This is a genomic window from Sinorhizobium sp. GQ132, assembly GCF_059758575.1.
The window spans coordinates 76,768-101,794 of the sequence record NZ_JCAXDX010000009.1 but is presented as its reverse complement, the minus strand read 5'-3'; the positions used below and the strand labels follow the sequence as shown (position 1 = coordinate 101,794).

Below are 25,027 nucleotides of genomic sequence, written 5' to 3'. Positions count from 1 at the left end.
CTCAACGGCCCTAGCCCGTGCAGTCGGCAGAGCCAGGCCATAGGTCGCTCCAAGGGCGCACGGTCCGACCTGAAATTATCGGGATTCAGCGATCCTTCGGCTTTGCGGAGACGGTCTTGGTGTCGCCTTCGCGAAGCGGCTTCGCCAGCTCGTCAACCTCGCTCTGGCGTTTTGCCGCAACCAAAGGGTCCTTCGATTTGAGCGAAGGCACGAAGATCGCCGCCAGAACACCGATCGGCCCGAGAAGACAGCCGATGAGCAGCCAGAGCAGACTATGGCCGCCTCGGACCGCCGCGACGACGGCGGTCACAATGGCGCACAGTATCCAGAATTCTAAGATCATTGGCTCTCGTTTGCAGCCTTCAACAATTCGGCTTTCGGTTTACGCGGCCGACGCGCGCCGCGCAGGCATGTTCGGGCTGTGCGCGCCAGATTCCAGCACCGTTTGATTTGGCAGTTTGCTGCGCGGATGCATAGAGGCCTTTGTTGTCCGTGTCGCGATCGACTGCATTGCCGGACTCGATCAGCCAGCGGTTCACGTCCTTGCCATCGGCCCGGAAACACGTTCCGACGAAGCGGCCGTAACGATCCCGTCCGGCAAACTCGCAGCGGGTCGGACGGGATGCCGACAAGAATGCATCCAGGGCCGAGGCCGATTCCTTGCCGCACCGATAATCTGCTCCTCTTTCATCGAGGCAGACCTGCCACTCTTCCGGCGCGTCCACACTGTTAAGTTGGACGCGTTCGCCCGCGATTTCAATAGTATCTCCGTCGATCACCGAGGCTTGACCAATGATCGGATCTGCGGCCTCGGCGTTATGGGTCATCAGAAGCGCCGCCAGAGCGGCGCCGAGCGCCCGCGCCCCGGCAGAGACCCGTGGTGCCGAGTGCGGCGCGCGCCTGGCGCCGGCAGCTACAGCGCTCTTGATGCCGATCATGCCCATCCCCGTTCAGCCGAAATACCCGAACAGGCTAACCCAGGTGGGTGCCATTCACATCCTTCAAAACTATGGGTGAATGCCACCGCGGCGTGCATAACGACGTGACTGAGCGCGTGCAGTCGCGCGACTTTGCTCGTCAGGCGGATGATTCGCGATACCGCGCGGTCAGAAGACGAACATATAGAGCAGGATAATGACGATGAGGGGAACGCCCATCAACCAAAGGATAATGCCTTTCATCTCGACCATCCATGTTGTTGCCGTCGAACTGTAACGCGGCGTACCGCAAACCGTTCCCGCGGCCGCGCCCCGTTGGTGACAAAAGGGCGGGACGACCCGTCCCTTTTTCTCCACAGTCGGGCACGTCTGACTATTCGGCGGCTGCTGCGGGAGCGGCTCTCGGCTTGCGTGCTCGTGCCATTTCCAGGAGCCTCCGCAACAGCGATCGCTCCGTCAGAAGGATCAGAACCGTGTAGATGACGGTGCCGATGACCGTTCCGGCGACCAATTGCAGAACGGCGTTCGGCACATGGGCGCCGAAACGCTCGAGCAGGAAACGGACGACGAGCGCCATCAGCAGCGCCGCGATCATCGGCCGGCTGGATAGGAACAAGCCCTTGACGAAGGGCGTGCTGTCGGCACGAAACACCACCCAGGAGTATCCGACAAGCGTTACGGCATTGACGATGCACAGCCAGATCATCGCCTCGACCAGCGAGCCGTCGATGGCTCCGTAGGCGACCGCACCCGTTGTCGCAATCGCGCGAATCAGTGCCCACCAGAACAGGACGGCTCCCTGGCCGACCCCCTTCAGATAGGGGATGAACGTGCTGCAGGGGGTGAGAATCCCTTTCGATAGCGCGAGAAGTCCGAGGACCGGCCAGGCAAAGGCCCATTGGCTCCCGAAAAGTACGAGCATCGCCGGCTCGGCAAGTGCCCAGAGGCCGAACATCATCGGCGCCAGCAGGACGGTGGTCACCTGAGTGCTGAGCATCAGCGCCTGTGAACGCCGCTCGCGATCATGCATCATCTGGCCGAAGGTTGGGAACAGCACACCCATGACGGCGGAGAGGACGACCTGGTTCGGGATGCTCGCGAACCGATTCGCCGCCGAATAGGCGCCGGCATCGGACAGCCCGAGATAGCGGGAGATGACGACCATCGGGGATTGGAAGGTGATGAAGTTCGCGATCTCGGAACCCATCATGCCGAAACTGAAGCGGCTGAGCGCCAGGACGCGTTGCAGCGAGAATACGAAGCGCGGTGCATAGCGGGAAACGGCATAGAGGCCGGACAGGCGCACCAGCGCCGAGACGAAAAGCTGGGCGAGCAGCGACCATATGCCGAAACCGAGCAGCGCCAGAAGGACGGCAATAACGGCACCGAGCGATTCGGAGATCATGCTCCAGACGGCGTCCTTGCGGAAATTCATCCTCCGGACAAGCAGCGAATAGGCGACGTCGCCGCCTAGCTGCAGCGGGATCAGCAGGCTCATGATCCTTAGCAGGTAGGCAGCCTCCGGCGCGCCGAGCAGCGTGGCCAGAGGCTCGGCAAAAACGAACAGTCCGAGCGCCATCATGAGCGCGATGGCGAGGTTTGCCCAGAAAACCGAGTGCACGGTTTCCATCTCCTCATCCTGCTGGATGACGAGTGCGGAGGTGAGGCCGGCGCCGCCGATCATGGCGAGGAACTGCACCACGGTGAGCGCAACGGCGACGGCGCCGAACTCCTCGGGAGACAGAATGCGGGCCAGAATCGGCACCGTGACAAATTTAAGCCCGAATGTCCCTGTCTTGGAAAGAACGCTCCAGCCGACGTTGCGCGTTACGGTTTTTGCGTTAACGGTTGGGGTCATTGGCGAGGATTCCGTGAAAGTCCTTTGAAGGAGGAATGCAAAGGACAGACTCTAGATATACGGCCGCGACCCGGTGGGAGGAGACCACGCAGACTCTTTTTAGAGAAACCGCAGGGGCGAAAAGATGGCGAAGCTCACAGTTGTCATTCCGTACTACCAGAAGGAACCCGGAATTCTCCGGCGCGCGCTGGCATCCGTTTTTGCTCAGACGCTCGAGGATTTCCACGTTCTCGTGATCGACGACGAATCCCCCTATCCGATAGCGGACGAGCTTGCCGGGCTCGCCCAGGAAAAAAGGGAGCGCATCACCGTCATCCGTCAGCCCAACGGCGGGCCGGGTGGCGCGCGCAATACCGGTCTCGATAATGTTCCTGCCGACAGCGACTTCGTCGCTTTCCTCGATTCCGACGACGTCTGGAGGCCGGATCATCTCCTGAACGCCTATCAAAGCATGACGCGTTTCGACGCCGACTGCTATTGGGCCTCGATCACGGGCGGCGACGCCTTCTACTATCATTTCGGGGTCGCGGATCTCGAAAAGAGCGAGACGGTCACGCGCCTCTCGGAAAGCCCGCTCGTCGTCGAGCTCCCCGAGCTTCAGGACGTCATGCTGAAGAACTGGAGCTTTCTCCACATGTCCTGCATGGTGATCGGGCGCAAGCTCTTCGAAAAGGTGCGTTTCGAGGCCACGCTCAAGCTTGCGGCCGAGGACGTGCTCTTCTTCTGCGACTGCGTGCTCGCATCCAAGCGCGTCGTTCTTTGCGATGCAGCGGGCGCGGTGCGCGGCGAAGGGCTCAACATCTTTCATTCGATCGATAACGACTCGCCGCAGTTCCTGAAGCAGCAGTTCAACACCTGGGTTGCACTCGACACGCTCGAAGGCCGATATCGTAACCGGCCAAAGGCGATGGAGGCGATCCGATCCTACAAGCATACGGCGCGGCGGCAGGCGCTATGGAGCCAGGCACGCCGGATAAAGCGCAGGAAACTGCCGCAATTCGATCTGCTTGCCCGCTGGCTCTGGCGAGACCCGCGATTGATCGGCAGCGCCGCCGAATTGGCGGTTGGAAAACTATCCCGCTAACTTCCTTCGGCCCGATCGGGCACGCGCTGCTTGCGCTGACAACACCCGGAAATCAAGCGACGACATTTGCCGCGGCGCGTGTCGGGTCGCCTCACATTACAAACGGAGACGGTCATGAAGCCGTATTATTGGGAATCCCAGCACGGAAATTTTGGTGACGACCTCAACCTGTGGCTTTGGGATTTCCTGCTGCCCGGTTTTCGCGAAGTCCATCCGGAGACGCTGCTCGTGGGGGTCGGGACGGTCTTGAACCGCGCTCTGCTGCCCGAGGCTACCCATAAGCTCGTCATCGGCAGCGGTTTCGGCTACGGCACGCTTCCCGACATGAGCGACCCTAAGGAGTGGGATATCCGCTCGGTCCGTGGCCCGCTGACGGCTGCGAAGGTCGGCGTGGCTCCCGAGCTCGGCATCATCGATCCTGCGGTGATGGTCGCTGACCTTCCGGAGTTCCAAGACCTTCGAAAGATCTATAAAAGAAGCTTCGTACCACACTGGGAATCGGCGATCGCCGGATTGTGGCCGGCGATCTGCGACGCGGTCGGTCTCAACTATATCGACCCGCGTGGCGAGGCCAAGGACGTCATCCGAAAGATCGGGCAGTCGGAGCTTATCGTCGCCGAATCCATGCACGGCGCCATCCTGGCCGACGCGTTCCGCGTTCCCTGGACCGCGGTCAGTACGTCGCACAGCATCAACAGTTTCAAGTGGAACGACTGGGCCCAGACCCTCGGTGTCACCTACCGCCCCCGGCGGGTGCCGGTGTCGACGCGGGCGGAAGCCATGATCAAGGGTGCCCGTTTCTGGGGCATGGGTTTCCAGGCGAAGGAGCCGCAGCCGGAGGACCCGAACCGCCGGCAGATTGACGGAGACCTGGCCGTCGCCGAGCGTGAGCCACGCCAGACGTCATTGCGCGCTGCCGCCAAGCGAGCGCTCGCTGCGCCGGCGACGCTGGCGCTGTGGCAGGCAAGCCGGGCGGCGCCGCAATTGAGCAGGGACAGTGCGCTGGCAGAGCGCAAGGAGCGCTTCCGCACGGTGCTCGACGGCATACGCCGGGATTATTTTTGAGGGTGATCCACGGCGAGAGTCTCGAGCAGATAGCGCACTTCGCCCTTTCCACCGAGAGCGAGGGGCGCGGGCGAACCGGACGGACGAAAACGTTCGGTCTTGTCCGCAAGAATTCCGCCAACGATCGCCGGCAGTGCGGCCGGATGGGTCAGGGCGTAGCCGATTGCACGACCAAAGCCCTGCTCGTTCTTGAGATCGAGAAAATGCCGTAGTTCGTAGCGGTCGCGAATGTGCCGCTCATGCCGGCGGACCGCCGCTTCCCCGTCGCTGCTCAGTCGGCTCCCTGCGAGAATTGCACGGTCCGCCTCATAGAGACGCTTGAGGTCGATCGTCCGGTGACTGCCGCTCAGCGAGTTGCCGCGGACGACGGCGGCATAGCCGCAACTGTGGATGATCTTGTAGCGTGCGCCATTGGCGAGCGCGCGAGCGTATAGATCGTAGTCTTCGCCGAGGCGCAGCGTCTCGTTGTAGCGCAGGCCGTGCTGGTCGAGGAAGGCGCGCCGCATCAGCGGCTTCAGAAAGCCGATTTCGCCGCGCCGCAAGCCGCGCCGCGAGATGTTTCCTTCGACGAAGCCGACAAGATCGATGAGCCGGGGAGTAGGGTCGAATCGGTCGATCCTGCCATGCGCGTTTGCCGCCTGCGCGGCATCGATGAAGGCGATGTTGTCGGCGACGAAGTCCCAGCCGTCCTGCGAAAGCAATTGGCCCAGACGTCCCGGAAAGAAGAAGTCATCCGCGTCGAGCACGCCGATAAGCGGAGAATGCGAGATCGCAATCGCATGATTGCGCGCGGCCGCGGGGCCGCGGTTTTCTTCGAAGCGAACGACATTCAGCCGCCCCGTTCCGTCATCCGCAGCGCGTGCCACCGAAGCGGTATCATCGGTCGAGCCGTCATCGATGACGACGACTTCTGACGCCTCCGGTTCGGCAAGCGCCGAAGCGATGGCGCACGCAATGGTGTCGGCGGCGTTCTTTGCGGCAATGATGATGCAGACGTCCGTCGGCGCGGCTGCGGTCATGTGAGGCCTCCAGCAAGTTATCGGCTGCCGCGCCTCAAGGGCGCGAAGGTGCCGAACCATGCCGCGCGATCATGTCGCAAACGCGTCAGGCGAAAAACTTTTTGCAAGTGCGAAGGAGAGCAGTGTCAGCCGCTCAGGAATTGAGATGATGAGGCCGGTTCAGTCTGCGCAACGAGACCTTCCCCGGTTGCTTCTCATCGTTGGCGGCTTCGGCCGTCACGAACTGCTTCTGAGAAGAAAGCCTGCGGCGCTCCCGTGCCTCTTTCCATACGAGGAAAAGAACGGCGACGAAGTAGCCGACCTGAATAAGGACTGCGCAGATCAGGGTCTGAATCGCCGTCGAGGCGAGCGATCCGTTGAGGTAATAAGTTGCAACGGCAAAAGCCGCCAACGCGCCGATCATGCTCAGAAAAACACGCGGTGCGAACATGGCGCTAACCTACCTTCGGGTCTGCGATTGGGAACCTCATTAGAGTTGTTGCCCTCTCCTCCTGCCCAGCCACTATATTAGCGCCCGCTTTTCTCTTCAACCGGGAAACGCTACTTTGTTGCAGTCGAGCATACATCGGAAATCTTTCCGCCGTCTTTAAGCATTGGCTCCATTTCGCACAATTCAAACGGGTGTGATCGCGGATAAGTTCCCCATTTCGAGGGCAGTTTGCCGCGTGAAATGGATGCGGAGCGAACGCGGTCGTCGTGCCCCTAAAATTGCAGGGCCTTTCGTAAAACTGTCTTGCACGCTGCCTCTGAGGGCGTGTGGCCGGCCCTTTTTTCCAATCAACTTTTGTTACACCTGTTTGGGCGGGCAGCCCGAGCAACTGTGCGCCGCAATAAAATGTTGCGATGCAACAACTGTCGAGGAAAGTTGCCGCGCGTCAATTTCGTGCGCCAGTGGTCCGCTGTCCGCCAGTGCAGAATGATGCGTCTATTAACAATACTTTATAATCCGAAATAACTAGCCCTCGATGATGTTTCCGGTGTGCGATGCCACGGGGAACTATCCTAACCCTGATTTGCGCTCTCCAAAATTAACTCTTCGTAATATTTCGCGACTTTAGCTGCCCTGAACCCTCTGGGGGACGGGCGCCGGCGGGCTGCCATCATTCCGCCTTCAAAAAACAAATTCTGACCACACACTCACGTTAGATGAGCCCGCGTCCCACGGGACCGACAATCGCCAACGTAAATGGAGTCACCTCTATGAAGTCCGCGACTCGCTCGGCCAGTTCGCCGTTTTTTATCCCCGAGGAAACCGGGGCAGTCCGACCGATCGGGGGCATGGCAAAACGCAGTTTCGACATTCTTGCCGCCTCCGTGGCCCTCCTTCTCTTCAGCCCGCTCTTTTTGCTCATTATGGCCCTCGTCAAGTTCTCGGACGGCGGCAGCGTCTTTTATGGCCATCGCCGAATCGGTCACAACGGCCAATCCTTCAAGTGCCTGAAATTCCGTACGATGATGGAAAGGGGCGACCAGGTCCTGGAAGAGTTTTTCAGGAACAATCCCGATGCTTATGAAGAATGGCGTACGACCCGCAAGCTTCAGAACGATCCGCGTGTGACCGTTGTCGGGACAGTCCTGCGTAAGCTCAGCCTCGACGAGTTGCCGCAGCTCCTCAACATCATTCGCGGTGAAATGAGCGTCGTCGGCCCCCGTCCGGTGGTCGAAGACGAACTCGAACTCTATGATTCGGCCGCCGTGTTTTATCTGCGCTCGCGTCCCGGCCTGACGGGGCTCTGGCAGATCAGCGGCCGCAACGACGTCTCCTACGCCACGCGCGTCGCTTTCGACACGCAATATGTCCAGAACTGGTCGCTTTTCGCCGACCTTGTCATTGTCTTCAAGACGATCCCTGCCGTCTGCCTCTCCCGCGGCAGCTACTGAAATCTTGGCGCCGGCCCGGCACGGGCAACGTCGAGCAACGGAAATATCCAAAAATGCAATCGAATAGACGATCAGCGAAATCCGCTGGTTCCCGCATGGCTTCCTGTTTTACCCGCCTGGCGCTCCTTGCTGCACTCGCAGCCTCAGGGGCGTCGCTGGCGTCGGCCGATGAATACCGGCTCGGCGTCATGGACAAGCTTCGGGTTCGCGTGGCCGAGTGGCAAACCGCCGAAGGAACGGTCCGCGACTGGTCTGCCGTCAGCGGCGACTATACGGTGGGCCCATCCGGCAACCTTTCCCTGCCCTTCGTCGGCGATCTGCCTGCCTCCGGCAAGACGACGTCGGAGGTGGCCGAAGAGATCGGCGTCAAGATGCAGAAGCTTTTCGGCCTCAGGGATCGCCCATCCGCGTCGGTGGAGATGGCGCAATATCGTCCGATCTATCTCTCCGGCGAGGTGCAGACGCCCGGAGAATACCCCTATGCTCCCAACTTGACGGTCTTGAAGGCCGTCAGTCTCGGGGGAGGGCTGCGGCGGGCGGATAACGGCCAGCGATTCGCGCGCGACTACATAAATGCCAGCGGGGAATCCGCGGTGCAGGTTGCGGAGCGCAGCCGCCTGCTCATTCGCCGCGCGCGACTGCTTGCCGAAATCGGCAAGCGCGACACAATCCCCATGCCCGAGGAGCTCAAGAACGTTCCGGACGCCGACAAGCTGCTCGCCAGCGAGACCGCGCTTATGGAATCGCGTGACAAGCGCCAGAAGCGTCAGCTCGATGCGCTTGCCGATCTGAGGTCCCTTCTTCAAAGCGAGATAGAAGCGCTCGCAAAGAAAGCCGAAACGCAGGCGCGCCAGCTCGAACTTGCCACCGAGGATCGCGACAAGGTCGACAGTCTTGCCGAAAAAGGGCTGGCGCTCAGCCAGCGCAAACTGTCCCTCGAGCAGCGGGTCGCGGACGTTCAGGCGTCGCTGCTGGACATCGACACCGCATCCCTCAAGGCAAAGCAGGATGCGAGCAAGGCGGCGCAGGACGAAACGAATCTCCGCAACGACTGGGATGCTCAGCTCGCTCAGGAATTGCAGAACACCGAAGCCGAGCTGGACACGCTGACGTTGAAGCTCGGCACCAGCCGGGATCTCATGACCGAGGCGCTGCTGCAGTCGGCGGATGCCGCCCAGCTCGAAGATCAGGCCGCCGAGATTACCTATTCGATCATTCGCGACAAGGACGGCAAGCCGACCGAAATCGCCGCCGAGGAGAACACACCCGTGCTGCCCGGCGATGTCATCAAGGTGAATACGGCACTGGCAATGCGGTGAGGCAGGCATGAGGATATCCAAGGCGAGCCTTGTCAGACCTGGAGCGAATGAAGTCTACGGCATCTTCGCCTTGGCCTTGTCGCTCTTCGTCTTTGCCTATTCGGCGCGCTTCGGACAGGTTTCTATCCTCGCCTATTATGGCCTGTGGCTGCCGCTCGTCCTCGTGGACTACCGAAAGGTTCTCGGCAACTACGCCAGCTATCTCTGGATATTCGCCTTCACCATCTTCGCCTGCATTTCGATCTTCTGGTCTGCGGCCCCGTCCTTGTCGCTGCGCACCGGAATACAGTATCTGAGCCATGTCGTCTGCGCGCTCATCGCAATGCGCACGATCGACATCCGCACGCTGACGCGCGGCATGATTGCGGGCGCCGCAATCGTGCTCCTCTATTCGCTGCTCTTCGGTACCTATCATTACGACCCGCTGGACGGCACCTACAGCTTCGTTGGCGCATTCGCGTCGAAGAACCAGTTGGGCTTCTACGCCTCGCTCGGCATCTACTTCGCCTTCGCGGCCGTCTTTGTGCTCGGGGAAAAGGGCCTATGGATGGGCGCGGCAGGGGTTGCCGGATTGCTTGCCGCCTATTGCCTGCTGACGTCGCAATCGGCGACCTCCGTGTTGACGACCGCGGCCGTCATCGGTCTTTGCATCGGGATGCGGGCGATCACGGCCTTGCGTCCCGCGAGCAGGAAGCTCCTCTTCATTGCCGCGTCGGTGTTCGGCGGCGTTGCCGCCGTCGCGATGATCTATGCCGGCGGCGTCGATCTGATCCTCGGCGCCTTCGGCAAAGATTCCACGCTCACCGGGCGCACCTATCTCTGGCAGCAGGGCATCGAGGCGGCGAAGGCGTCGCCGCTCTTCGGCGTCGGCTACCAGGCCTATTGGGTGCAGGGCTTCTCCGAGGCCGAGCGGCTATGGGAGGAGTTCTATATCGGTTCGCGCGCCGGGTTCCATTTCCACAACACCTTTATCGAAGCGGTCGTGGAGACGGGCCTGGTCGGCCTGATCCTGCTTACCATGGTGCTGGTCATAGCGCTCGTCGGCCAGTTGAAGCGCCTGCTCGCGGAGGATCGCGATCCGGAGGCGATGGTGCTCTTCGGTGTCGGCGCGCTGCTCTTCGTTCGTGCCTTCGTCGAAATCGATATACTCACTCCCTACCACGTCGGATCCTTCCTTTTGTACTTCACGGCGGGGAAACTGACGATACCGCGTCGCCGGCAGGCAGCGACCCTGCTCTGGCCGGCAGGATTCCATCCGGCGCCATACGGGCGGTCTTTCGGCCCGATGATGCCGCGGCCGGGAGACGGCCATTGAAGACGATCTACGGCATTCAATATCTTCGCGCGGCTGCGGCAATCGCCGTCGTGCTCTTCCATGCTGCGGAAAAGACAGGCCATCATTTCACGATCGGAGCCGCCGGCGTCGATGTTTTCTTCGTCATCAGCGGCTTCATCATGTGGGTCATCAGCGACCGCCGATCCGTGACCCCCGTAGAATTCATCGCCGATCGCTGCCGCCGCATCGTGCCGGTCTATTGGCTCGCGACCGCCGTGATGGTCGCGGGCGCACTGGCGGGTCTGTTCCCCAATCTGGTGCTGACACTGGAACATGTTCTGGCGTCGCTGTTCTTCGTCCCCGCGCGCTCGCCGAGCAGTGGAGAGATTTGGCCTGTGCTGGTGCAGGGCTGGACGCTCAATTTCGAGATGCTCTTCTACGCCGTCTTCGCGGGCTCGCTGTTCATGCCGCGCAACTGGCGGCTGCCCGTCGTCACAGGGCTGTTCCTTGCCTTGGTGATCGCGGGCCGCGTGGTCGCCTTCGACGATCCGGTGATGCTGACCTATACGCGACCGGTCATTCTGGAATTCGTCGCCGGCATGGTCATCGGGGAGTTCTGGCTGAAGGGCAGGGTACCGCCGCTCGCCGTCGGATCTGCGCTGCTCGCCTGCTCGCTCGGCGGCTTCGCTCTCATCGGTGTGCTCGGTCTGCCATTCGACGAACTGACGACCGGGCCGCTGGCGGTTCTGCTCGTCACCGGGGTGCTTTCGCTCGAGGTGAACGGCTGCGTGCGGGCGCTGCCGCTGCCGGGGCTTCTAGGAGACGCCTCCTATTCGATCTATCTCTGGCACACATTTGCGATTTCGGTCGTTGCCAAGGCAGGCCTTGCGATCGGGCTCGGCGCGCCCGCAACGATGTTCGCGGGGGTTCTTTCGGGAACGCTCTTAGGGATCGCTGCCTATATGATGCTCGAACGCCCGTTGCTGCGGCGCGGCCGCGCCCGGCGTGTCACGGCGGGCCCGGCACGCCGAGCGGCCGAATAGAGCACCTCCAGGAAAAGCCCGAACGGTTTACCTGGAAGACCGGGCTGCCCCCATCGTTTCCGGCAGCCACGGTCGCTGGTCGGGAAGATCAGCCGCCCTGATTTCTGCGCGAGTGCCAGTTCCAGGCCGATTCGGTGATCGCCGCGAGATCATATTGCGGCTCCCAGCCGAGAACCTGACGCGCCTTGTCATTGTTGGCGACAAGCGTGGTCGAGTCGCCCTCCCGGCGCTCGGCGTAGCCGATGTTGAACGGTCGCTTGGCCACTTTTTCGATCGCGTCCAGCAGCTCCTTCACCGTGGTACCGGTGCCGGTCCCGAGATTGAGTGCGACGCTCTCGCCACCCTCCAGGAGATAGTCGACCGCCCGCACATGGGCATCCGCCAGATCGAGGACGTGGATATAATCGCGGACGCACGTTCCGTCGCGCGTGTCGTAGTCGGTGCCGAAGACCTTGAAGCCCTCGCGCCGCCCAAGTGCCGCATCGATGGCGAGCGGGATCGCATGGGTCTCAGGCTCGTGCCATTCGCCGATGCGGCCCTCGAAGTCTGCGCCCGCGGCATTGAAATAGCGCAGGATGACCGAGCGCAGACCCTTGTAGAGATCGTAGTCCTTCAGCGCCTGCTCGCAGATCCACTTGGTGCGGCCATAGGGATTGATCGGCGCCTGCTTATGGCTCTCGTCCATCGGTACGCTGTCGGGCAGTCCGTAGGTCGCGCACGTCGATGAGAAGACGAAGGCATCGATGCCCGCGGCAAGCGCCGCAGACAAAAGGGTCAGCGTGCCGATGACGTTGTTTTCATAGAAGGCGGCCGGGTCCTTGACCGACTCGCCCACCTCGATCATCGCCGCGAAATGCAGGATCGCCCGCGGCTTGTGCCGGGCAAGAACCTCTTCAAGACGCTGCCGGTCACGGATGTCGCCCTTTTCAAGGACGCCCCATTGGACGAATTCCTCGTGGCCGTTGGAGAGGTTGTCGTAAACGACGGGTTGGTAACCCTTTGCCGCAAGCTGAAGGCAGGTATGCGAGCCGATATAGCCGGCGCCGCCGACCACGAGAATGTTGTTGTTCTGCACGGGCAACCTCTGAGGATGATTTCTGAAATTCGACAGGGCAGGCTTTGCAATGAATAGCGGCGAAATTTCCAACACATTATGAAGGTTCTGCAAAATCGCGGCATTTTCAACAGCTTCGCGGCGGGGCCCCAGACTGAACCGACGTTCGATCCCGGATGCCGCAGGCTATGGCCGCATGTCGCGGCGTGATCCGGCAGACTGTTGCAAACTTGCAGCACGCCGGCTCTGCTTGCAGGAAAATACAATATTGGCGCTTGGCGCGCGCCGCGTCCTCAACTATAAGCGGTCCTCCGGCAATCAGATTAGGGAGGTTACGATGCAGGCATTTTCTTCTCCCTACGGGGCGGATCCACGATCCTGACCTTCTGACGCAAGCGTTCGCGCTTCTTCGCAGCAGGCAGGAATTGTCATCGCCCCACCGCTTCTTCTTAGAAGCCGGCGATCCGCTGATGCCGTTCTGACCCCTTCCCCAACGGCATTTTCACGCTTTCGAAATATTGAGGCCGGTGCGCTCGTCACCGGGCAACACCTATGGCATTTACTCGTTTCACGGCGCGCAATCGCGCCTTCCGTAGCGTTTTTCGATTCTCCTGGGCCCATTGGAAGAAGCAGCCGGTGCGGCTCGCGGCTCTACTGTCAACCGTGCTGCTTTCGACGCTCGCCGATGTGCTTACGCCGCTCTACTCCGGCCGGCTGGTCGACGCGGTGATTTCAGGTGCGGCGAGCGACGAGGTTGCCTGGAACGCGGCGATGGCGGCCTTCATGATGCTGATGGCCCTGTCGTTCGGTGCCATCATCCTCAGGCATGTGACCTTCATGGGTATCGTCAGCCTCACGCTGAAGATGATGTCGGATATCGCCGCTGCCGCCTTTCATCACATCCAGCGGTTCTCCAGTGACTGGCATGCCAACAGCTTCGCCGGTTCCACGGTCCGCAAGGTGACGCGCGGCATGTGGGCGCTCGATCTCTTGAACGATACGCTTCTCGTCGCGCTTTTCCCTTCTATCGTCATGCTGGTCGGGTCCACGGCGCTGATGGCCTGGTACTGGCCGATGATGGGTGTGATCATCGGTCTCGGCTCGATCGCCTTCATCGCCGTTACCGTTTCCCTGTCGCTCGGCTATGTGGCGCCGATGGCGAGCCTTGCCAACAGCTGGGACACACGGCTTGGCGGGGCGCTCGCCGATGCGGTCAGCTGCAATACCGTCGTAAAGGCCTTCGGTGCGGAAGGGCGCGAGGACGCGCGTCTCGCCAAGGTTCTCCGCAAATGGGAGAACCGGACGCGTCGTACCTGGTCGCGCGGCACGCTCAACGGTACGGCGCAGGGCGCAATGCTGCTCGTCCTGCGCGCGGCCGTGATCGGCTTTGCCCTCCTGCTGTGGGCGAGAGGGCAGGCGACCGCAGGCGACATAACGTTCGTGCTCACCTCGTTCTTCATCCTGCAGGGTTATCTGCGGGAGGTGGGGATGCATATCCGCAACCTGCAGCGGTCGATCAACGACATGGAGGAGCTCGTCGCCATTCACGGCCAGCCGCTCGGCGTCGAGGACCGGCCGGGCGCAAAGCCCATCCGCATCACCGAGGGCGAGATCGAGTTCCGCGACGTGACGTTTCACTACGGAGCCCATCGCGCACCCCTTTACGAGGGATTCTCGGTCAATATCGCGGCCGGCGAGCGTGTCGGTCTCGTCGGGCATTCCGGTTCCGGCAAGACGACGTTCATCAAGCTGATCCAGCGGCTCCATGATTTGAATGCCGGCGAGATCCGCATCGACGGACAGAATATCGCCGACTTCACCCAGGCGTCGCTGCGCCAGCAGATCGCCATCGTGCAGCAGGAGCCGATCCTGTTTCACCGCTCGCTTGCCGAGAATATCGCCTATGCACGGCCGGGAGCGACGCAACGCGACATCGAGGAGGCGGCAAGGCTTGCCAGCGCGCATGACTTCATCGCCGCCTTGCCCAAGGGCTATGGGACGCTGGTCGGCGAACGTGGCGTGAAGCTCTCCGGCGGCGAGCGTCAGCGGGTGGCGATTGCCCGCGCCTTCCTGGCGGATGCACCCATCCTCATCCTGGACGAGGCGACGTCGAGCCTCGATTCGGAGTCCGAGGTGCTGATCCAGCAGGCGATGGAGCGACTGATGACGGGGCGCACCACGCTCGTGGTCGCACACCGGCTTTCCACGGTGCGTGCGCTGGACCGGCTGCTGGTCTTCGATCGGGGCCGCATTGCGGAAGAAGGCGATCACGGGGCACTCATCCGCGTGAAGGGCGGCATCTATCGCAGTCTCTTCGAAAGACAGGCACTGGAGCTGACGAAGGGGCTCATTCTCAGCGAGGGATGAGGCCACAAGCCCGGGCAAACGGCCGGTCGACCGCTGCGAGCAAAGATGCGGCGATCGACCGGTCGTGTAGACAGGCGCACGGCTCGGCGGGCAGGGCCGCGCCAATTTTCAACGAGTTACAAGGCCTTGGGCCTGCCTGAGGTCCGAATGCCGCAGTCACTCTTGCGGCAACGGAATCAACGTATTCGTCGTGCTTTTGGTCGGCTGCTCGCCCGGAACATGGGACATGGTCTTCGTCCGGCTCTGCAGTCCGTCGTCCGTAACCTTGGTCTTGGTCTGTGACTTGCTGAACGTTCCTTTGTCCATGGCCTGAGCCTTGGACTGGCCCTGCAGCTGGGAGGGATTCTCGTTTACCTTCGTCTGGCTCTTTGCCTTTCCTTGCGAGGTTGCTGCGCTTCCGCCGACGCCGATCGACGATGTCGTTCCGTCATCGGTTCTGCATGTGCCGGCCGTTCCCAACGTGCTGGCTGAGGTGCCGCCGGCCGCGGCACTTCCGCCAGATCCGACAGTTCCGGCCACATCGCAGTCCTGAGCGTGCGCTGGTACGAAGGCAGCCGACGCCGACATCACGACGGAAATTGCGAGTATCGTTCTTCGAAGCATCACAGCTCCTTTCATTTTTTCGGCTGGAGGATTGCGCAGGTTCCATCCGACCGGCGCGTAATGGTGGTGCCATCGGGGCGGGTCACGCTCGCGATCGCAAAGCTCTCTCCGCCGGAGGATCCGCTCGTCGCCGAGGATGCGGAACTGCTGCTGGCAGACCCACCGCTCGCTGCTGTGCCGCCGCCAACCGTCGTGGACGAGGATACGCTGCCAGAACCGGCTGTGACCGACGACGAAACGCTGCCCCCTTCCGACTGTTCATGTTCGATGACCATGCATGTCGAACCGTCGTCGAGTTTGATCTCTTTCGCCACGGCATGGTCCGGGGCGGCCATAGCAGCCGCGAACAGTGCCGTGACAACCGGGATTAAAAATGAACTGGAGGTCATCGGAGCTCCTCCTTTTTGAAGAACGCTGGCTTCGGAGGGCGCTCCGAAGCCAGCCGAGTTGACGTCAGCAGGACGGTTTGTTGCCCTTTGAGGCGTCCTGCTTGGCGAGGCCAGGAGGACAATTCTTGTTGCTCTCATCATCCTGAGCGGCGTCGCGGGCGCTGTTTTCATCGCCCTGGACACTGCCGGTGGTCTCATCCGATGTTCCGCCACCCGAGCCGGCGGCTGAACCACCGGTTCCAACGGAGCTGCTGGAGCTTCCGCTGCCCGCGGACGAGCCGCCGGTGCCAAGGGTCGAAGCGGAGCCGGCGCTACCCGAGCCGGCGGCCGATCCGCCCGTCCCGACCGAGCTGCTTGACGTACCGCCGCCGGCCGAAGATCCGCCCGTTCCCAGTGTCGATGCAGAGCCGGACTGGCAATCGCTGGTGTTCGGATCGCAACCGCCACCAGCCGAGCTTCCGCCAGTTCCGACGGTGCTGCTTGAGGTCCCGCCGCCGGCGCTGGTGCCGCCGGTGCCGATCGTTGTACTCGACTGCGCGAACGCGCCGAGGGTGGTGCCCGCGAGAAGGCCCGCCGCGAGGGCCGTCCTGATGAAATACCGCATTGGAGTTCCTTTCCTGACGTTGATGTCCTTGAGGCTGCAACCTGCCTACCAACCCAAACCCGCGTAACGTGTTCCGGGCTGGGACTTCGGACCGAAGGGATGCCGGCACATAGTCTGGAAGCCGATCGGACCTTTGTCGGTTCGGCGCGTGCATAGGTCCGAGCGGCGATTGCGAATGGAACCGGGCAGGCATGCGGTTCGTTTTGTGCCCTTGGTTTTCGGGCAACCCTTTTCAACAAACTGACAGTGCTTGCTCCCGGGGGGAGACCTGTGGCTCTGTCCGTTGGACAATCCGTTCCTTCCATACCGGTCGGCCATTCACAAACAGTCCTCTATGGCCTAGAAGGCGCGCAGTAGAACTCCGGTCGCAGCCTACCCGGTCAAAACAAGGACACCTGTCATGAAGACAATTGTAATCTGCTCCGGCGGATTGGATTCCGTTTCGCTTGCGCACAAGGTCGCGGCTGAACAGGAGCTTTCCGGCCTCCTGTCGTTCGATTACGGCCAACGGCACCGCAAGGAACTGGATTTCGCCGCCGCCTGCGCCATGCGCCTCGGCGTCCCGCACCAGATCATCGACATCCGCGAGATCGGCCGCCACCTCACCGGATCGGCGCTGACCGACGATTTGGACGTGCCGGACGGGCACTATGCCGAAGAGACGATGAAGGCGACGGTGGTGCCGAACCGCAACGCCATCATGCTTGCCATCGCCTTCGGCGTCGCTGCGGCCCGCAAGGCGGATGCAGTCGCGACCGCCGTGCATGGCGGCGACCACTTCATCTATCCCGATTGCCGGCCGGGTTTCATCGACGCTTTCCAGGCGATGCAGAACCGCGCGCTCGACGGATATGCGGATGTTGCGCTCTATGCGCCCTATGTGAACGTCGCCAAGGCCGATATCGTCGCGGACGGAGCCAGGCACGGCACGCCCTTTGCCGAGACATGGTCCTGCTACAAGGGCGGCGCCCACCATTGCGGGCGCTGCGGCACCTGTGTCGAGCGGCGCGAAGCCTTTCACCTCGCGGGTGTCCCTGATCCGACGGAGTACGACGATCCGGTTTTCTGGGTCGCGGCGACCGGCTCCTTCGTTGCCGAAGAGGTGAAATGATGTTCCGCATCACCAAGGAATTCCATTTCTCCGCCTCGCACCAGCTGAAGAGCCTTCCGGCCGAGCATCAATGCGCCCGACTGCATGGGCACAACTACATCGTCGAGGTCGAGCTTTCCGGCGAAAGGCTGAACGAGCATGGATTCGTTCGCGACTATCACGAGCTCGCACCGCTGAAGCAATATATCGACGAGTGCTTCGACCACCGCCATCTGAACGACGTGCTCGGGCACGATCGGGTGACTGCGGAATGCCTGGCGCAGCATTTCTACGAATGGTGCAGAGCCCGGCTACCCGAGACGACGGCCGTTCGCGTCAGCGAGACGGCGAAGACCTGGGCGGAGTATCGCCCATGATGCACACCCGATCCGACGAAATCCGCGTCAGCGAGATCTTCGGACCGACGATCCAGGGGGAGGGGGTGCTGATCGGCCTGCCGACGGTATTCGTCAGGAGCGGCGGCTGCGATTTCCGTTGTTCCTGGTGCGACAGCCTCCATGCCGTCGACAGCAGCTACCGGCATGAATGGCAAAAGATGTCGACCGAGGAGGTCTGGCAGGAAATCGTTCGGCTTTCGGGCGGAGAAGCTGTGATGGTTTCGCTATCGGGCGGCAACCCGGCAATACAGCCGTTTGGCGATCTGATCGCCCGCGGGCATGAAAAGGGCTATCGCTTTGCCCTGGAAACGCAAGGTTCGGTTGCCCGCGACTGGTTCGCCGCTCTCGACGTTCTGGTGCTCAGTCCCAAGCCGCCCTCGAGCGGGATGGAGACCGACTGGGAAGCCTTGGACGACTGTCGCCGCAGTGCTGGGAGCAAGCCGCAGACGGTGTTGAAGTTCGTGGTCTTCGACGAGAGGGATTATGCCTATGCGAGGGCGGCCGCCGCCCGCCAGCCGGATCTGCCCGTCTATCTGCAGCCCGGCAATCATACGCCGCCGCCCGCAGACCAGGCGGACGCGCCGATCGATATCGACGGCGTGATGGAGCGTATGCGCTGGTTGGTCGACAGGGTCGTTGCAGACCGGTGGTTCGGGGCGCGGGTCCTGCCGCAACTGCATGTCCTCATCTGGGGCAACAGGCGAGGCGTTTGAAGCAGCAGTCACGTGTCTCGTCAGGCCGCAGCACGCTGATTCGAATTCAAGGCGCACCGCGTGCGGCCACCTCCAGGCCCGAAACGCCTCCGCCGAGGCGAACCGGCTTCAGGGCCGGACCTTCGGCGTCCTTGACGAGATGGATCACGCGAGAGAACTGCACTCCGTTCCGCGGCGTTCGGCCGATCTTGATTACCGCGGTCTCCCGCAGGTCGGCCTCGAAGATCGAAAGGGCCCGTTTCAGGGCATCGGCGTCCATGGTCTCCAGCGCTTCGTCGATGACGACCCAGCGGGGTTTCTGCACGAGAAGCCGGGCGAAGGCCAGGAGGCGCTGCTCGTCGTCGCCGAGTTCGCGTTCCCAACGGGCCTCGCGATCGAGCGAAGTCGCAAGGTGGTCGAGCCCGACCTTCGAAAGCGCAGTCACGAGCACTTTGTCGGGGAAACTGTCTGCGTGCGGATAGGCAAGGGCGTCGCGCAACCGGCCGCGGGGGAAATAAGGCGCGCGAGGAATGAAGGCCACGGTTTCGCCGGCAGGCATGCCCACGCGACCGCTTCCCCAGGGCCAGAGCCCGGCGAGCGCCCGAAAGACCAGCGTCTTCCCGGCACGCGGATCGCCGATGATGTTGACCCGTTGACCAGGGGCGATCTCGATACGAGACTCTTCCAGCCTGGTTCGCCCCGAGCGGGAGACCACCTCCAGGTTCTCGAACGTCATGGTGGCACTGTCGTTCTCGACGAAGTCGATACGCTGTTCATCGCCATGCAGCGTGTCTGCGGTGATCAGCGCGCGGCGGAAGGCCGCAACGCGCAGCAGCGTTGCCCGCCAGTCCGTTATCGCGCTCACATTGGCGACGAACCATTTCAGCGACGAATGCACCTGATTGAACGCCCCCACCGCCATCATAAGGCCGCCGAAGCTGATGTTCCCCGCGAAATAGACGGGCGCCGCAACCAGAATGGGCGCGACGACAGTGACCCAGCCATAGCCGTCCTGAACCCAGGCAAGATTGATTTCGGCTCGGAATATGTTGCGCGTGGCATCGAGCACGGATGAGAGGTCGAGTTGCAGACGCCGTCGCTCTCCAGCCTCGCCGCCCGCAAGCGAGATGCCGTCGATATGCTCATTGGCGTGCATCATCGAGAAGCGAAGATCGGCCTCGCGGGCGTAGCGCTCGCCGTTCAGAACGATCAGCCGGCGACCGACGAGCCAGCTCAGCCACGACGCGGAGCCGGCGTAGAGGATTGCAGCCCACACCATGTAGCCCGGAATTTCCAGCGATCGTCCGCCGATCTGGAAGGCAAAGCCCGCTGAAAGGGACCAGAGGACGCCGACGAACGAAATGAGCAAGATCGACGATTGCAAAAGCCCGAATCCGAGGCTGGTCGTGAGATCGGCAAGGTGTCCGGCATCCTCCTGCATGCGCTGATCCGGGTTCACGCCGATCGTGCCGGCATTGGCCAGCCGGAAGGCACGTCGCGGCCGCATCCACTGGCCGATCAAGTCCAATGTCAACCCTTCGCGCAGCTTCAAGCGCACCATCTGATTGAGCCATTGCTGGGCGACGTTGAACACCAGGAGCACGCCGGCGAGGAGGACGAACAACATGAGCTGATAGAAGAAGCTGTTGAGATCACGCCGCTCGATCGCGTCGAAGAAGGGCCGATACCAGCGATTGAGAACGATCTGCCCGATGGCGGTGGCGATGATTATGGTGAAGCTGCCGGCCGCGAGCCACAGGATAGGCTTCAAAACCGGCGAGTCGACGAAGGCGTGCCGCATCATCTCGAACTGCTGCCAGATACTGCTGCCTTCGGGTGGGGCGGTGGGCGTTCGGGCCTGAGTCTCATTGCCGGCTTGGTTCTTCATCTCCAATTCCTTCCCCTCGGCGCACACGGGATCCCCATCTAATCCGACGGTCGGTACGCGCGGCCATTGGGCCCGCGAAAAGCGTGAACGGACAGATCCGGGACGTTGTGTTTACGGTCGCCTGTGTGGCTTGAACAATCTGCCGGCCAGGGCGAGTGCCGTATGGCAGTGCCCCTTTTCATGCTCGGCGGCGGCGGTCCGACAAGTGGAGATTCAGTGCCGAGCAACAGTCGGTACGAAGCAAATAGACCGTTAAAAATCTGAAATAGAGCTAAATTAGAAATCCCCATACCGCTCAATGTATGGACAACGGCGCCGCCTGAAAACTGGATTTTGATCCGTTCCGAGACAGTCGGACCCCACCCGTTTTCCGGAACGGCATCGCTGAGCCTGCAGCCGCGACGTGCGACCCTTTGAATGTATTCGCGATTTTCTTCTGCAATTGTCGCTTGGGAAGTACCTGACAGGTCCCACCGGCTATACAGTAAACTTTTGTGATCTACGAGGTCTGACCGTTATCGCGGCCGGACATTTGCTCGTCGCCAGCAATATTGAGCGCGATTCTCGGCCCGGTCGCCGAATCGGGACATCGCACCCCCCGGTGCCGAAATCCACGTTCCAGTGCCCGACTGGCGCTTCCGGTGCACAATAGCGATTTCGGCTTGTCCATGTTACAGCGATGACATAAAACGTTACCGCCGTCCTGCAGCGCCGCGCGTCTCACGCGCACAAAGGTTGCTGCAGCACTTTTATCTGTTGCATGTCTTTTCCCTTGAATTGCGGTTCAGGGGGCATGCAGTGACGCGTGTCGACCCGTACTCAACAGCAAAATTCGTAAGAATTTTCATGCCAAGAGAAGGAGACATTTATGTCTATTTCACCCTCCAACATTGGCGACAAGGAAGCCGCTCCGATGCCCAACGGCGACATCGCCGCTCGCGTCAAGGCCGCGCGTGAAGCGGTCGGCTACAGCATCGAGGATCTCGCGGTCACCTGCGGCCTTGCCGTCGTCGAAATCAACGATATCGAGAACGGCACGGAGTTCAGCCCGGCGAAGCTCAAGCGCGTCGCCGGCGCACTGCAGGTGCCGCTTTCCCATTTCCTGCCCACGGAAATGTGAGATCGGCAGAACGAGGTGCGCGCTTCCGCCACCCTCTGCCGGAAGCGCTCAGCACCTTGACCCGTTTGTAATCTGGCCCGGCCGGCTCACACGCCGGCCGGGCTGCCATTAAACGGGTGGAGCCCTTTTATCTTCTGGATGAGCTGCGTGCCGTTGAACGGTTTTGCCAGGCGAGGCAGGGCACGAAATCGTTCAGGCAAGTCAAACACGGTGTAACCGGTCAACAGAAGCACCGGCACCTCGCGCTCCATGAATTCATCGACAAGTGGATAGGCGAACTCGCCTCGCAGGTTCAGGTCAAGGGTCGCGATATCGAACGGGTGTGCGCGGACTGCGGAAATCGACTGTGCGAGGCTCGTGAACGGGCCGATCACCGAATAGCCCGCCGCGACGAGATCGTCTTCAATCTGAAGCGCGACAAGAAACTCGTCTTCGACGACGAGCACACGGCATCGGTCGCCGGGGTTCATCCCGGAGCTCCGCGCGGATAAGGAACGTCGATCGTACAAACCAGGCCTTGCGGCGCAAACTCGAGATGCACTTCACCGCCAAGATCCGAGGCGAGGACCCGCTCGAGCAACAGACGCCCGAAACCGTTGTGCTTGGGCGCAACAACCGCCGGTCCGCCCGTCTCGCTCCAGCATATCCGCAGCCGCTCACTTGCGACGTCGATCATCCACTCGATATCGACTTTTCCGCTCTTGACGGAGAGTGCCCCATGTTTCGCGGCGTTGGTTGCAAGCTCGTGCGCCGCCATGCCGAGGGTGAGCGCATGCTTGGGCGGCAACATCGCCGGCGGCCCGGCAAGGGTCACGTTCGTCCTGCCGTCGTCCTGATACGGCGCCAGTTCGTCGAACAGCACGGTTTTCAGGGAAACTCCAGACCAGCTCGCCTCCGCGAGGCGCGTATGCGTCTGCGCGAGCGCCCTTATGCGCGCATCGAAGGAACGGTGCGCCGCGGTGGCGTCCGGATTGGTCGAGAAGGTCTGTCGTGCGATCGAACCGACGATCGCCAGCGTGTTCTTCACGCGGTGGCTGAGCTCGGCGACGAGGAGATTGCGCTGCGCTTCGGCCTCCCTGCGCTCCGTGATGTCCATGCAGACGCCGATCAGACGCCTTTTGGGACCGTTGCGCGGCGAAAGCTGTCCGAAAGCCTCGATCCACCGGATGGCCCCGTCGGGGAACTGAGCACGGTAGACGACGTGGTAGTCTCCCTCTGCTTCGATCGCCCTGGCCATCTCGCGCTCGATCAAGGGAAGATCGTCCGGGTGTACGTCGCGCTTGAAGTCGGCCAGCGTTCCACCGAACGATCCGGGCTCGATACGGTGAAGCGCCTCCAGCCCCGGCGACCAGATCACCTCACCCGTTTCGAGGTTCCACTCCCAGGCGCCCATATGTCCGGCATCCAGTGCGAGCTGCAGGCGCCGTTCGCTTTCCTGGAGCGCCTCCTCGGCCTGCTTGCGTCCGGTGATGTCGACAGCGGCAGCGACGGCTCCGACCACTTCGCCTGTGACGTCGCGCAGCGGAGTCGCGTTGCCGAAGATATGACGGGAGCTTCCGTCGTCGAAGCGTATTTCCTGCTCGAAGTTCTGCACCTCTTCGCCGCGCGCCGCCCTTTGTACCGGCATCTCCTCCGGCGACAATGCGCGCCCTTCCGAGAAAACGCGGAAGTTGGTGGGGTGCTCGCCGGGAGGCGCCGACATCGAAAGATTGCTGTCGTGCGGTAGCCGCAAAATCTCGTAGGAGCTGTTATTGCCGCTGATGACGCGGCAATCCGGCGTGCGGGCCATCCAGATCAAAGCCGGGACGGCCTCCATGATCGCGGCCAACTCGGCCGCGCGCGCCCTTTCGTTGGCCTCGTTGCGGCGCAACTGCTCTTCCGCCTGGCGCCGCGCATATTCGGCTCTCATGCGCTGGATGCTGAACCCGAGTTGCCGCGCGATGGTAAGCGCCATGCCGATCTCGGTTTCCTCAAACCGATGTGGCCGGTCGTAATAGGTCATGAATTTGCCGATCAGCCTGCCTTCCGTGACGAGCGGGAAGAAGCCGAGCGCACCAATGCCTTCGCCGACTATGCTCTCCTTCAGCTCTCGCGAGATTTCCGTCTCGTCGATATTCTCGACGAAGATCGGCTCGGGTTCGTTCGCTCCCGTATGCCAAGGGGAGTGTCCGTCGACAGCGCGCTGATAATGCTCTGAAAGGCCGCGAGCGGCGACGAACCGCATGGTCCCGGAATCGTCGAAGAGCAGAATCGAGGCGCGGTCGCATTTCAACGCGCCCTGGATGGCGTCCAGTGTCGCCTCGTAGACTTCCTCTATCCGTTTGGTACGCTGAACCCTTTCCGTCAGACGATACAGTGCGGCCTGCTCACGAAAGCGCGCAGCCAATGCCTCTGCCGCGCTTTTCGTCTCGGTGATGTCGCGGGCGATCTTGGAGGCGCCGATAATGCGGCCGGTTGCATCCCTGACGGGCGAAACGGTGAGCGAAATGTCCACCAGAGTCCCGTCCTTGCGCCGGCGCTTGGTCTCGAAATGGTCGACCAGTTCGCCTCTACGAATGCGTTCGAGAATGCCGGGCTCCTCGCTCAGACGTTCCGGTGGTATGAGGATGGTGATCGACTTGCCGATGACTTCTTCCGCCGTATAGCCAAAAAGCCGCTGCGCGCCGCGGTTCCAGCTGGTGATGATCCCGTCCAGGTTCTTCGCGACGATCGCGTCGTCTGAAGACTCGACGATCGCGGCGAGATAGCGGGAACTGCGCTCCATATCTTTCGCGCCGCTGAGGTCCACGAGAAGATTGACGGCTCCTGTCATTGCGCCCGCATCATCGAAGATCGGCGTCGGATGCGGGAGAAGCGGGACCGAGGTGCCGTCCGGCCGGACCGCGATCAGTTCTTCCCCCCTTATCGGCCGCCCTTCTTTCAATGCGCGCGCCATCGGGCACTGGTCGTGCGCAAGAGGCGAGCCGTCCGGCCGCCTCAGTTGCCAACTGACGCACCAGCGATCCTTACCGAGCTCCGGCTTGCGCCCCGCGATGGCCACGGCCGCGGCGTTGCAGTAGGTGACGATACCTTCAGCGTCGGTCGCGTAAACCGGCACCGCGAGTGCGTCGAGCACGGCCCGATAATCGGTCGCTTCTGAAGTCGTGACATCGTCGATCGTCGTTTTGGGTAGAATTTCTGCGCCGTGCATGTTCCCTCCGCAGCCGCCGCCAACTTCAAAGAACGCAGCCATCGCTGCTTTGTTCCGCGCCCGCCCCCCAAACTCTTGGGGGTTATTAAAACGGCAGCCCCGTCTAGTTTAGGCCTGAGGACGCGATCAGCGCCGGGGTGAGCGGAGGA

Annotated in this window: 23 protein-coding genes; 11 read left to right on the top strand and 12 right to left on the bottom strand. The window is 61.9% G+C overall.

Features of this window, described 5'->3' with window-relative positions; all coding sequences use genetic code 11:
• Positions 1-85 precede the first annotated feature (85 nt).
• From AC6CIG_RS21755 to exoT, 3 genes are all read right to left on the bottom strand, one after another.
• Positions 86-343, bottom strand: coding sequence for a hypothetical protein (locus tag AC6CIG_RS21755; RefSeq protein ID WP_018097026.1), 258 nt, complete (start codon positions 341-343; stop codon positions 86-88).
• A 19-nt stretch (positions 344-362) separates the two neighbouring features.
• Positions 363-938: a thermonuclease family protein gene (locus AC6CIG_RS21750; protein WP_498323777.1), complete on the bottom strand. Its 576-nt coding sequence runs from the start codon at positions 936-938 to the stop codon at positions 363-365.
• A 373-nt stretch (positions 939-1,311) separates the two neighbouring features.
• Entirely contained in the window at positions 1,312-2,796 is a 1,485-nt protein-coding gene (exoT, locus tag AC6CIG_RS21745) for a succinoglycan biosynthesis transport protein ExoT (protein ID WP_498323775.1), read from the bottom strand.
• A gap of 124 nt (positions 2,797-2,920) precedes the next feature.
• Here exoT and exoW point away from each other — a divergent pair, with 124 nt between their 5' ends.
• On the top strand, positions 2,921-3,880 hold the full coding sequence (gene exoW / locus AC6CIG_RS21740; protein WP_498323773.1) for a succinoglycan biosynthesis glycosyltransferase ExoW: 960 nt from the start codon (positions 2,921-2,923) through the stop codon (positions 3,878-3,880).
• A gap of 114 nt (positions 3,881-3,994) precedes the next feature.
• Positions 3,995-4,945 (top strand): succinoglycan biosynthesis protein ExoV, encoded by a 951-nt coding sequence (exoV, locus tag AC6CIG_RS21735; protein ID WP_338280987.1) that lies wholly within the window; start codon positions 3,995-3,997, stop codon positions 4,943-4,945.
• Here exoV and exoU read toward each other — a convergent pair.
• Positions 4,936-5,964 (bottom strand): succinoglycan biosynthesis glycosyltransferase ExoU, encoded by a 1,029-nt coding sequence (gene exoU, locus AC6CIG_RS21730; protein WP_498323771.1) that lies wholly within the window; start codon positions 5,962-5,964, stop codon positions 4,936-4,938. The two genes, exoV and exoU, sit on opposite strands and share 10 nt — an antisense overlap.
• Positions 5,965-6,097: 133 nt before the next feature.
• Positions 6,098-6,394, bottom strand: a complete 297-nt coding sequence (gene exoX, locus AC6CIG_RS21725; protein WP_004434938.1) for an exopolysaccharide production repressor ExoX — start codon at positions 6,392-6,394, stop codon at positions 6,098-6,100.
• A gap of 770 nt (positions 6,395-7,164) precedes the next feature.
• On the opposite strand from exoX, the gene exoY reads away from it, so the two are divergent.
• Genes exoY through exoZ form a run of 4 tightly spaced genes read left to right on the top strand, consistent with a single transcriptional unit; the run spans position 7,165 to position 11,483 of the window.
• Positions 7,165-7,845, top strand: coding sequence for an exopolysaccharide production protein ExoY (gene exoY, locus AC6CIG_RS21720; RefSeq protein WP_018097018.1), 681 nt, complete (start codon positions 7,165-7,167; stop codon positions 7,843-7,845).
• 53 nt (positions 7,846-7,898) lie between these two features.
• The gene (gene exoF, locus AC6CIG_RS21715; RefSeq protein ID WP_498323769.1) at positions 7,899-9,164 is read left to right on the top strand and encodes an exopolysaccharide production protein ExoF; all 1,266 of its coding nucleotides are present in this window, start codon (positions 7,899-7,901) and stop codon (positions 9,162-9,164) included.
• A gap of 7 nt (positions 9,165-9,171) precedes the next feature.
• Positions 9,172-10,479, top strand: a complete 1,308-nt coding sequence (locus tag AC6CIG_RS21710; RefSeq protein WP_498323768.1) for an O-antigen ligase family protein — start codon at positions 9,172-9,174, stop codon at positions 10,477-10,479.
• Positions 10,476-11,483, top strand: coding sequence for an exopolysaccharide production protein ExoZ (exoZ, locus tag AC6CIG_RS21705; protein ID WP_498323766.1), 1,008 nt, complete (start codon positions 10,476-10,478; stop codon positions 11,481-11,483). The genes AC6CIG_RS21710 and exoZ overlap by 4 nt, the downstream gene beginning before the upstream one ends.
• 88 nt (positions 11,484-11,571) lie before the next feature.
• On the opposite strand, the gene galE is transcribed toward exoZ, so the two are convergent.
• Complete coding sequence (gene galE / locus AC6CIG_RS21700; protein WP_498323764.1) at positions 11,572-12,558, bottom strand: UDP-glucose 4-epimerase GalE; 987 nt, start codon at positions 12,556-12,558, stop codon at positions 11,572-11,574.
• Positions 12,559-13,089: 531 nt separating this feature from the next.
• Between galE and AC6CIG_RS21695 the strand changes: the two genes are divergently transcribed.
• Complete coding sequence (locus AC6CIG_RS21695; protein WP_100670354.1) at positions 13,090-14,904, top strand: ABC transporter ATP-binding protein; 1,815 nt, start codon at positions 13,090-13,092, stop codon at positions 14,902-14,904.
• 156 nt (positions 14,905-15,060) lie between these two features.
• Here the strand turns inward: AC6CIG_RS21695 and AC6CIG_RS21690 are convergent, their stop codons facing one another.
• The 3 genes from AC6CIG_RS21690 to AC6CIG_RS21680 form a co-directional block, all read right to left on the bottom strand.
• Entirely contained in the window at positions 15,061-15,507 is a 447-nt protein-coding gene (locus AC6CIG_RS21690) for a hypothetical protein (RefSeq protein ID WP_498323762.1), read from the bottom strand.
• An 11-nt stretch (positions 15,508-15,518) separates the two neighbouring features.
• Positions 15,519-15,896, bottom strand: a complete 378-nt coding sequence (locus tag AC6CIG_RS21685; protein ID WP_498323761.1) for a hypothetical protein — start codon at positions 15,894-15,896, stop codon at positions 15,519-15,521.
• Positions 15,897-15,960: 64 nt separating this feature from the next.
• A complete protein-coding gene (locus AC6CIG_RS21680) occupies positions 15,961-16,500 on the bottom strand; it encodes a hypothetical protein (protein ID WP_498323760.1) in 540 nt (179 codons plus the stop codon).
• A gap of 400 nt (positions 16,501-16,900) precedes the next feature.
• Between AC6CIG_RS21680 and queC the strand changes: the two genes are divergently transcribed.
• The 3 genes from queC to queE are packed head-to-tail and all read left to right on the top strand — an operon-like array spanning position 16,901 to position 18,701.
• A complete protein-coding gene (queC, locus tag AC6CIG_RS21675) occupies positions 16,901-17,611 on the top strand; it encodes a 7-cyano-7-deazaguanine synthase QueC (protein WP_018097009.1) in 711 nt (236 codons plus the stop codon).
• A complete protein-coding gene (queD, locus tag AC6CIG_RS21670) occupies positions 17,611-17,967 on the top strand; it encodes a 6-carboxytetrahydropterin synthase QueD (RefSeq protein ID WP_026168810.1) in 357 nt (118 codons plus the stop codon). The genes queC and queD overlap by 1 nt, the downstream gene beginning before the upstream one ends.
• Positions 17,964-18,701 (top strand): 7-carboxy-7-deazaguanine synthase QueE, encoded by a 738-nt coding sequence (gene queE / locus AC6CIG_RS21665; RefSeq protein ID WP_498323758.1) that lies wholly within the window; start codon positions 17,964-17,966, stop codon positions 18,699-18,701. The genes queD and queE overlap by 4 nt, the downstream gene beginning before the upstream one ends.
• A gap of 46 nt (positions 18,702-18,747) precedes the next feature.
• Here the strand turns inward: queE and AC6CIG_RS21660 are convergent, their stop codons facing one another.
• Complete coding sequence (locus AC6CIG_RS21660; protein WP_498323757.1) at positions 18,748-20,568, bottom strand: ABC transporter ATP-binding protein/permease; 1,821 nt, start codon at positions 20,566-20,568, stop codon at positions 18,748-18,750.
• A gap of 868 nt (positions 20,569-21,436) precedes the next feature.
• Here AC6CIG_RS21660 and AC6CIG_RS21655 point away from each other — a divergent pair.
• A complete protein-coding gene (locus tag AC6CIG_RS21655) occupies positions 21,437-21,688 on the top strand; it encodes a helix-turn-helix domain-containing protein (protein WP_018097005.1) in 252 nt (83 codons plus the stop codon).
• A gap of 86 nt (positions 21,689-21,774) precedes the next feature.
• Here AC6CIG_RS21655 and AC6CIG_RS21650 read toward each other — a convergent pair whose 3' ends face one another.
• Together AC6CIG_RS21650 and AC6CIG_RS21645 are read right to left on the bottom strand one after the other, a co-directional pair.
• The gene (locus AC6CIG_RS21650; protein WP_498323756.1) at positions 21,775-22,158 is read right to left on the bottom strand and encodes a response regulator; all 384 of its coding nucleotides are present in this window, start codon (positions 22,156-22,158) and stop codon (positions 21,775-21,777) included.
• A complete protein-coding gene (locus AC6CIG_RS21645; protein ID WP_498323755.1) occupies positions 22,155-24,878 on the bottom strand; it encodes a PAS domain S-box protein in 2,724 nt (907 codons plus the stop codon). Before AC6CIG_RS21645 ends, AC6CIG_RS21650 begins: the two co-directional genes overlap by 4 nt.
• Between the last annotated feature and the right edge of the window lie 149 nt (positions 24,879-25,027).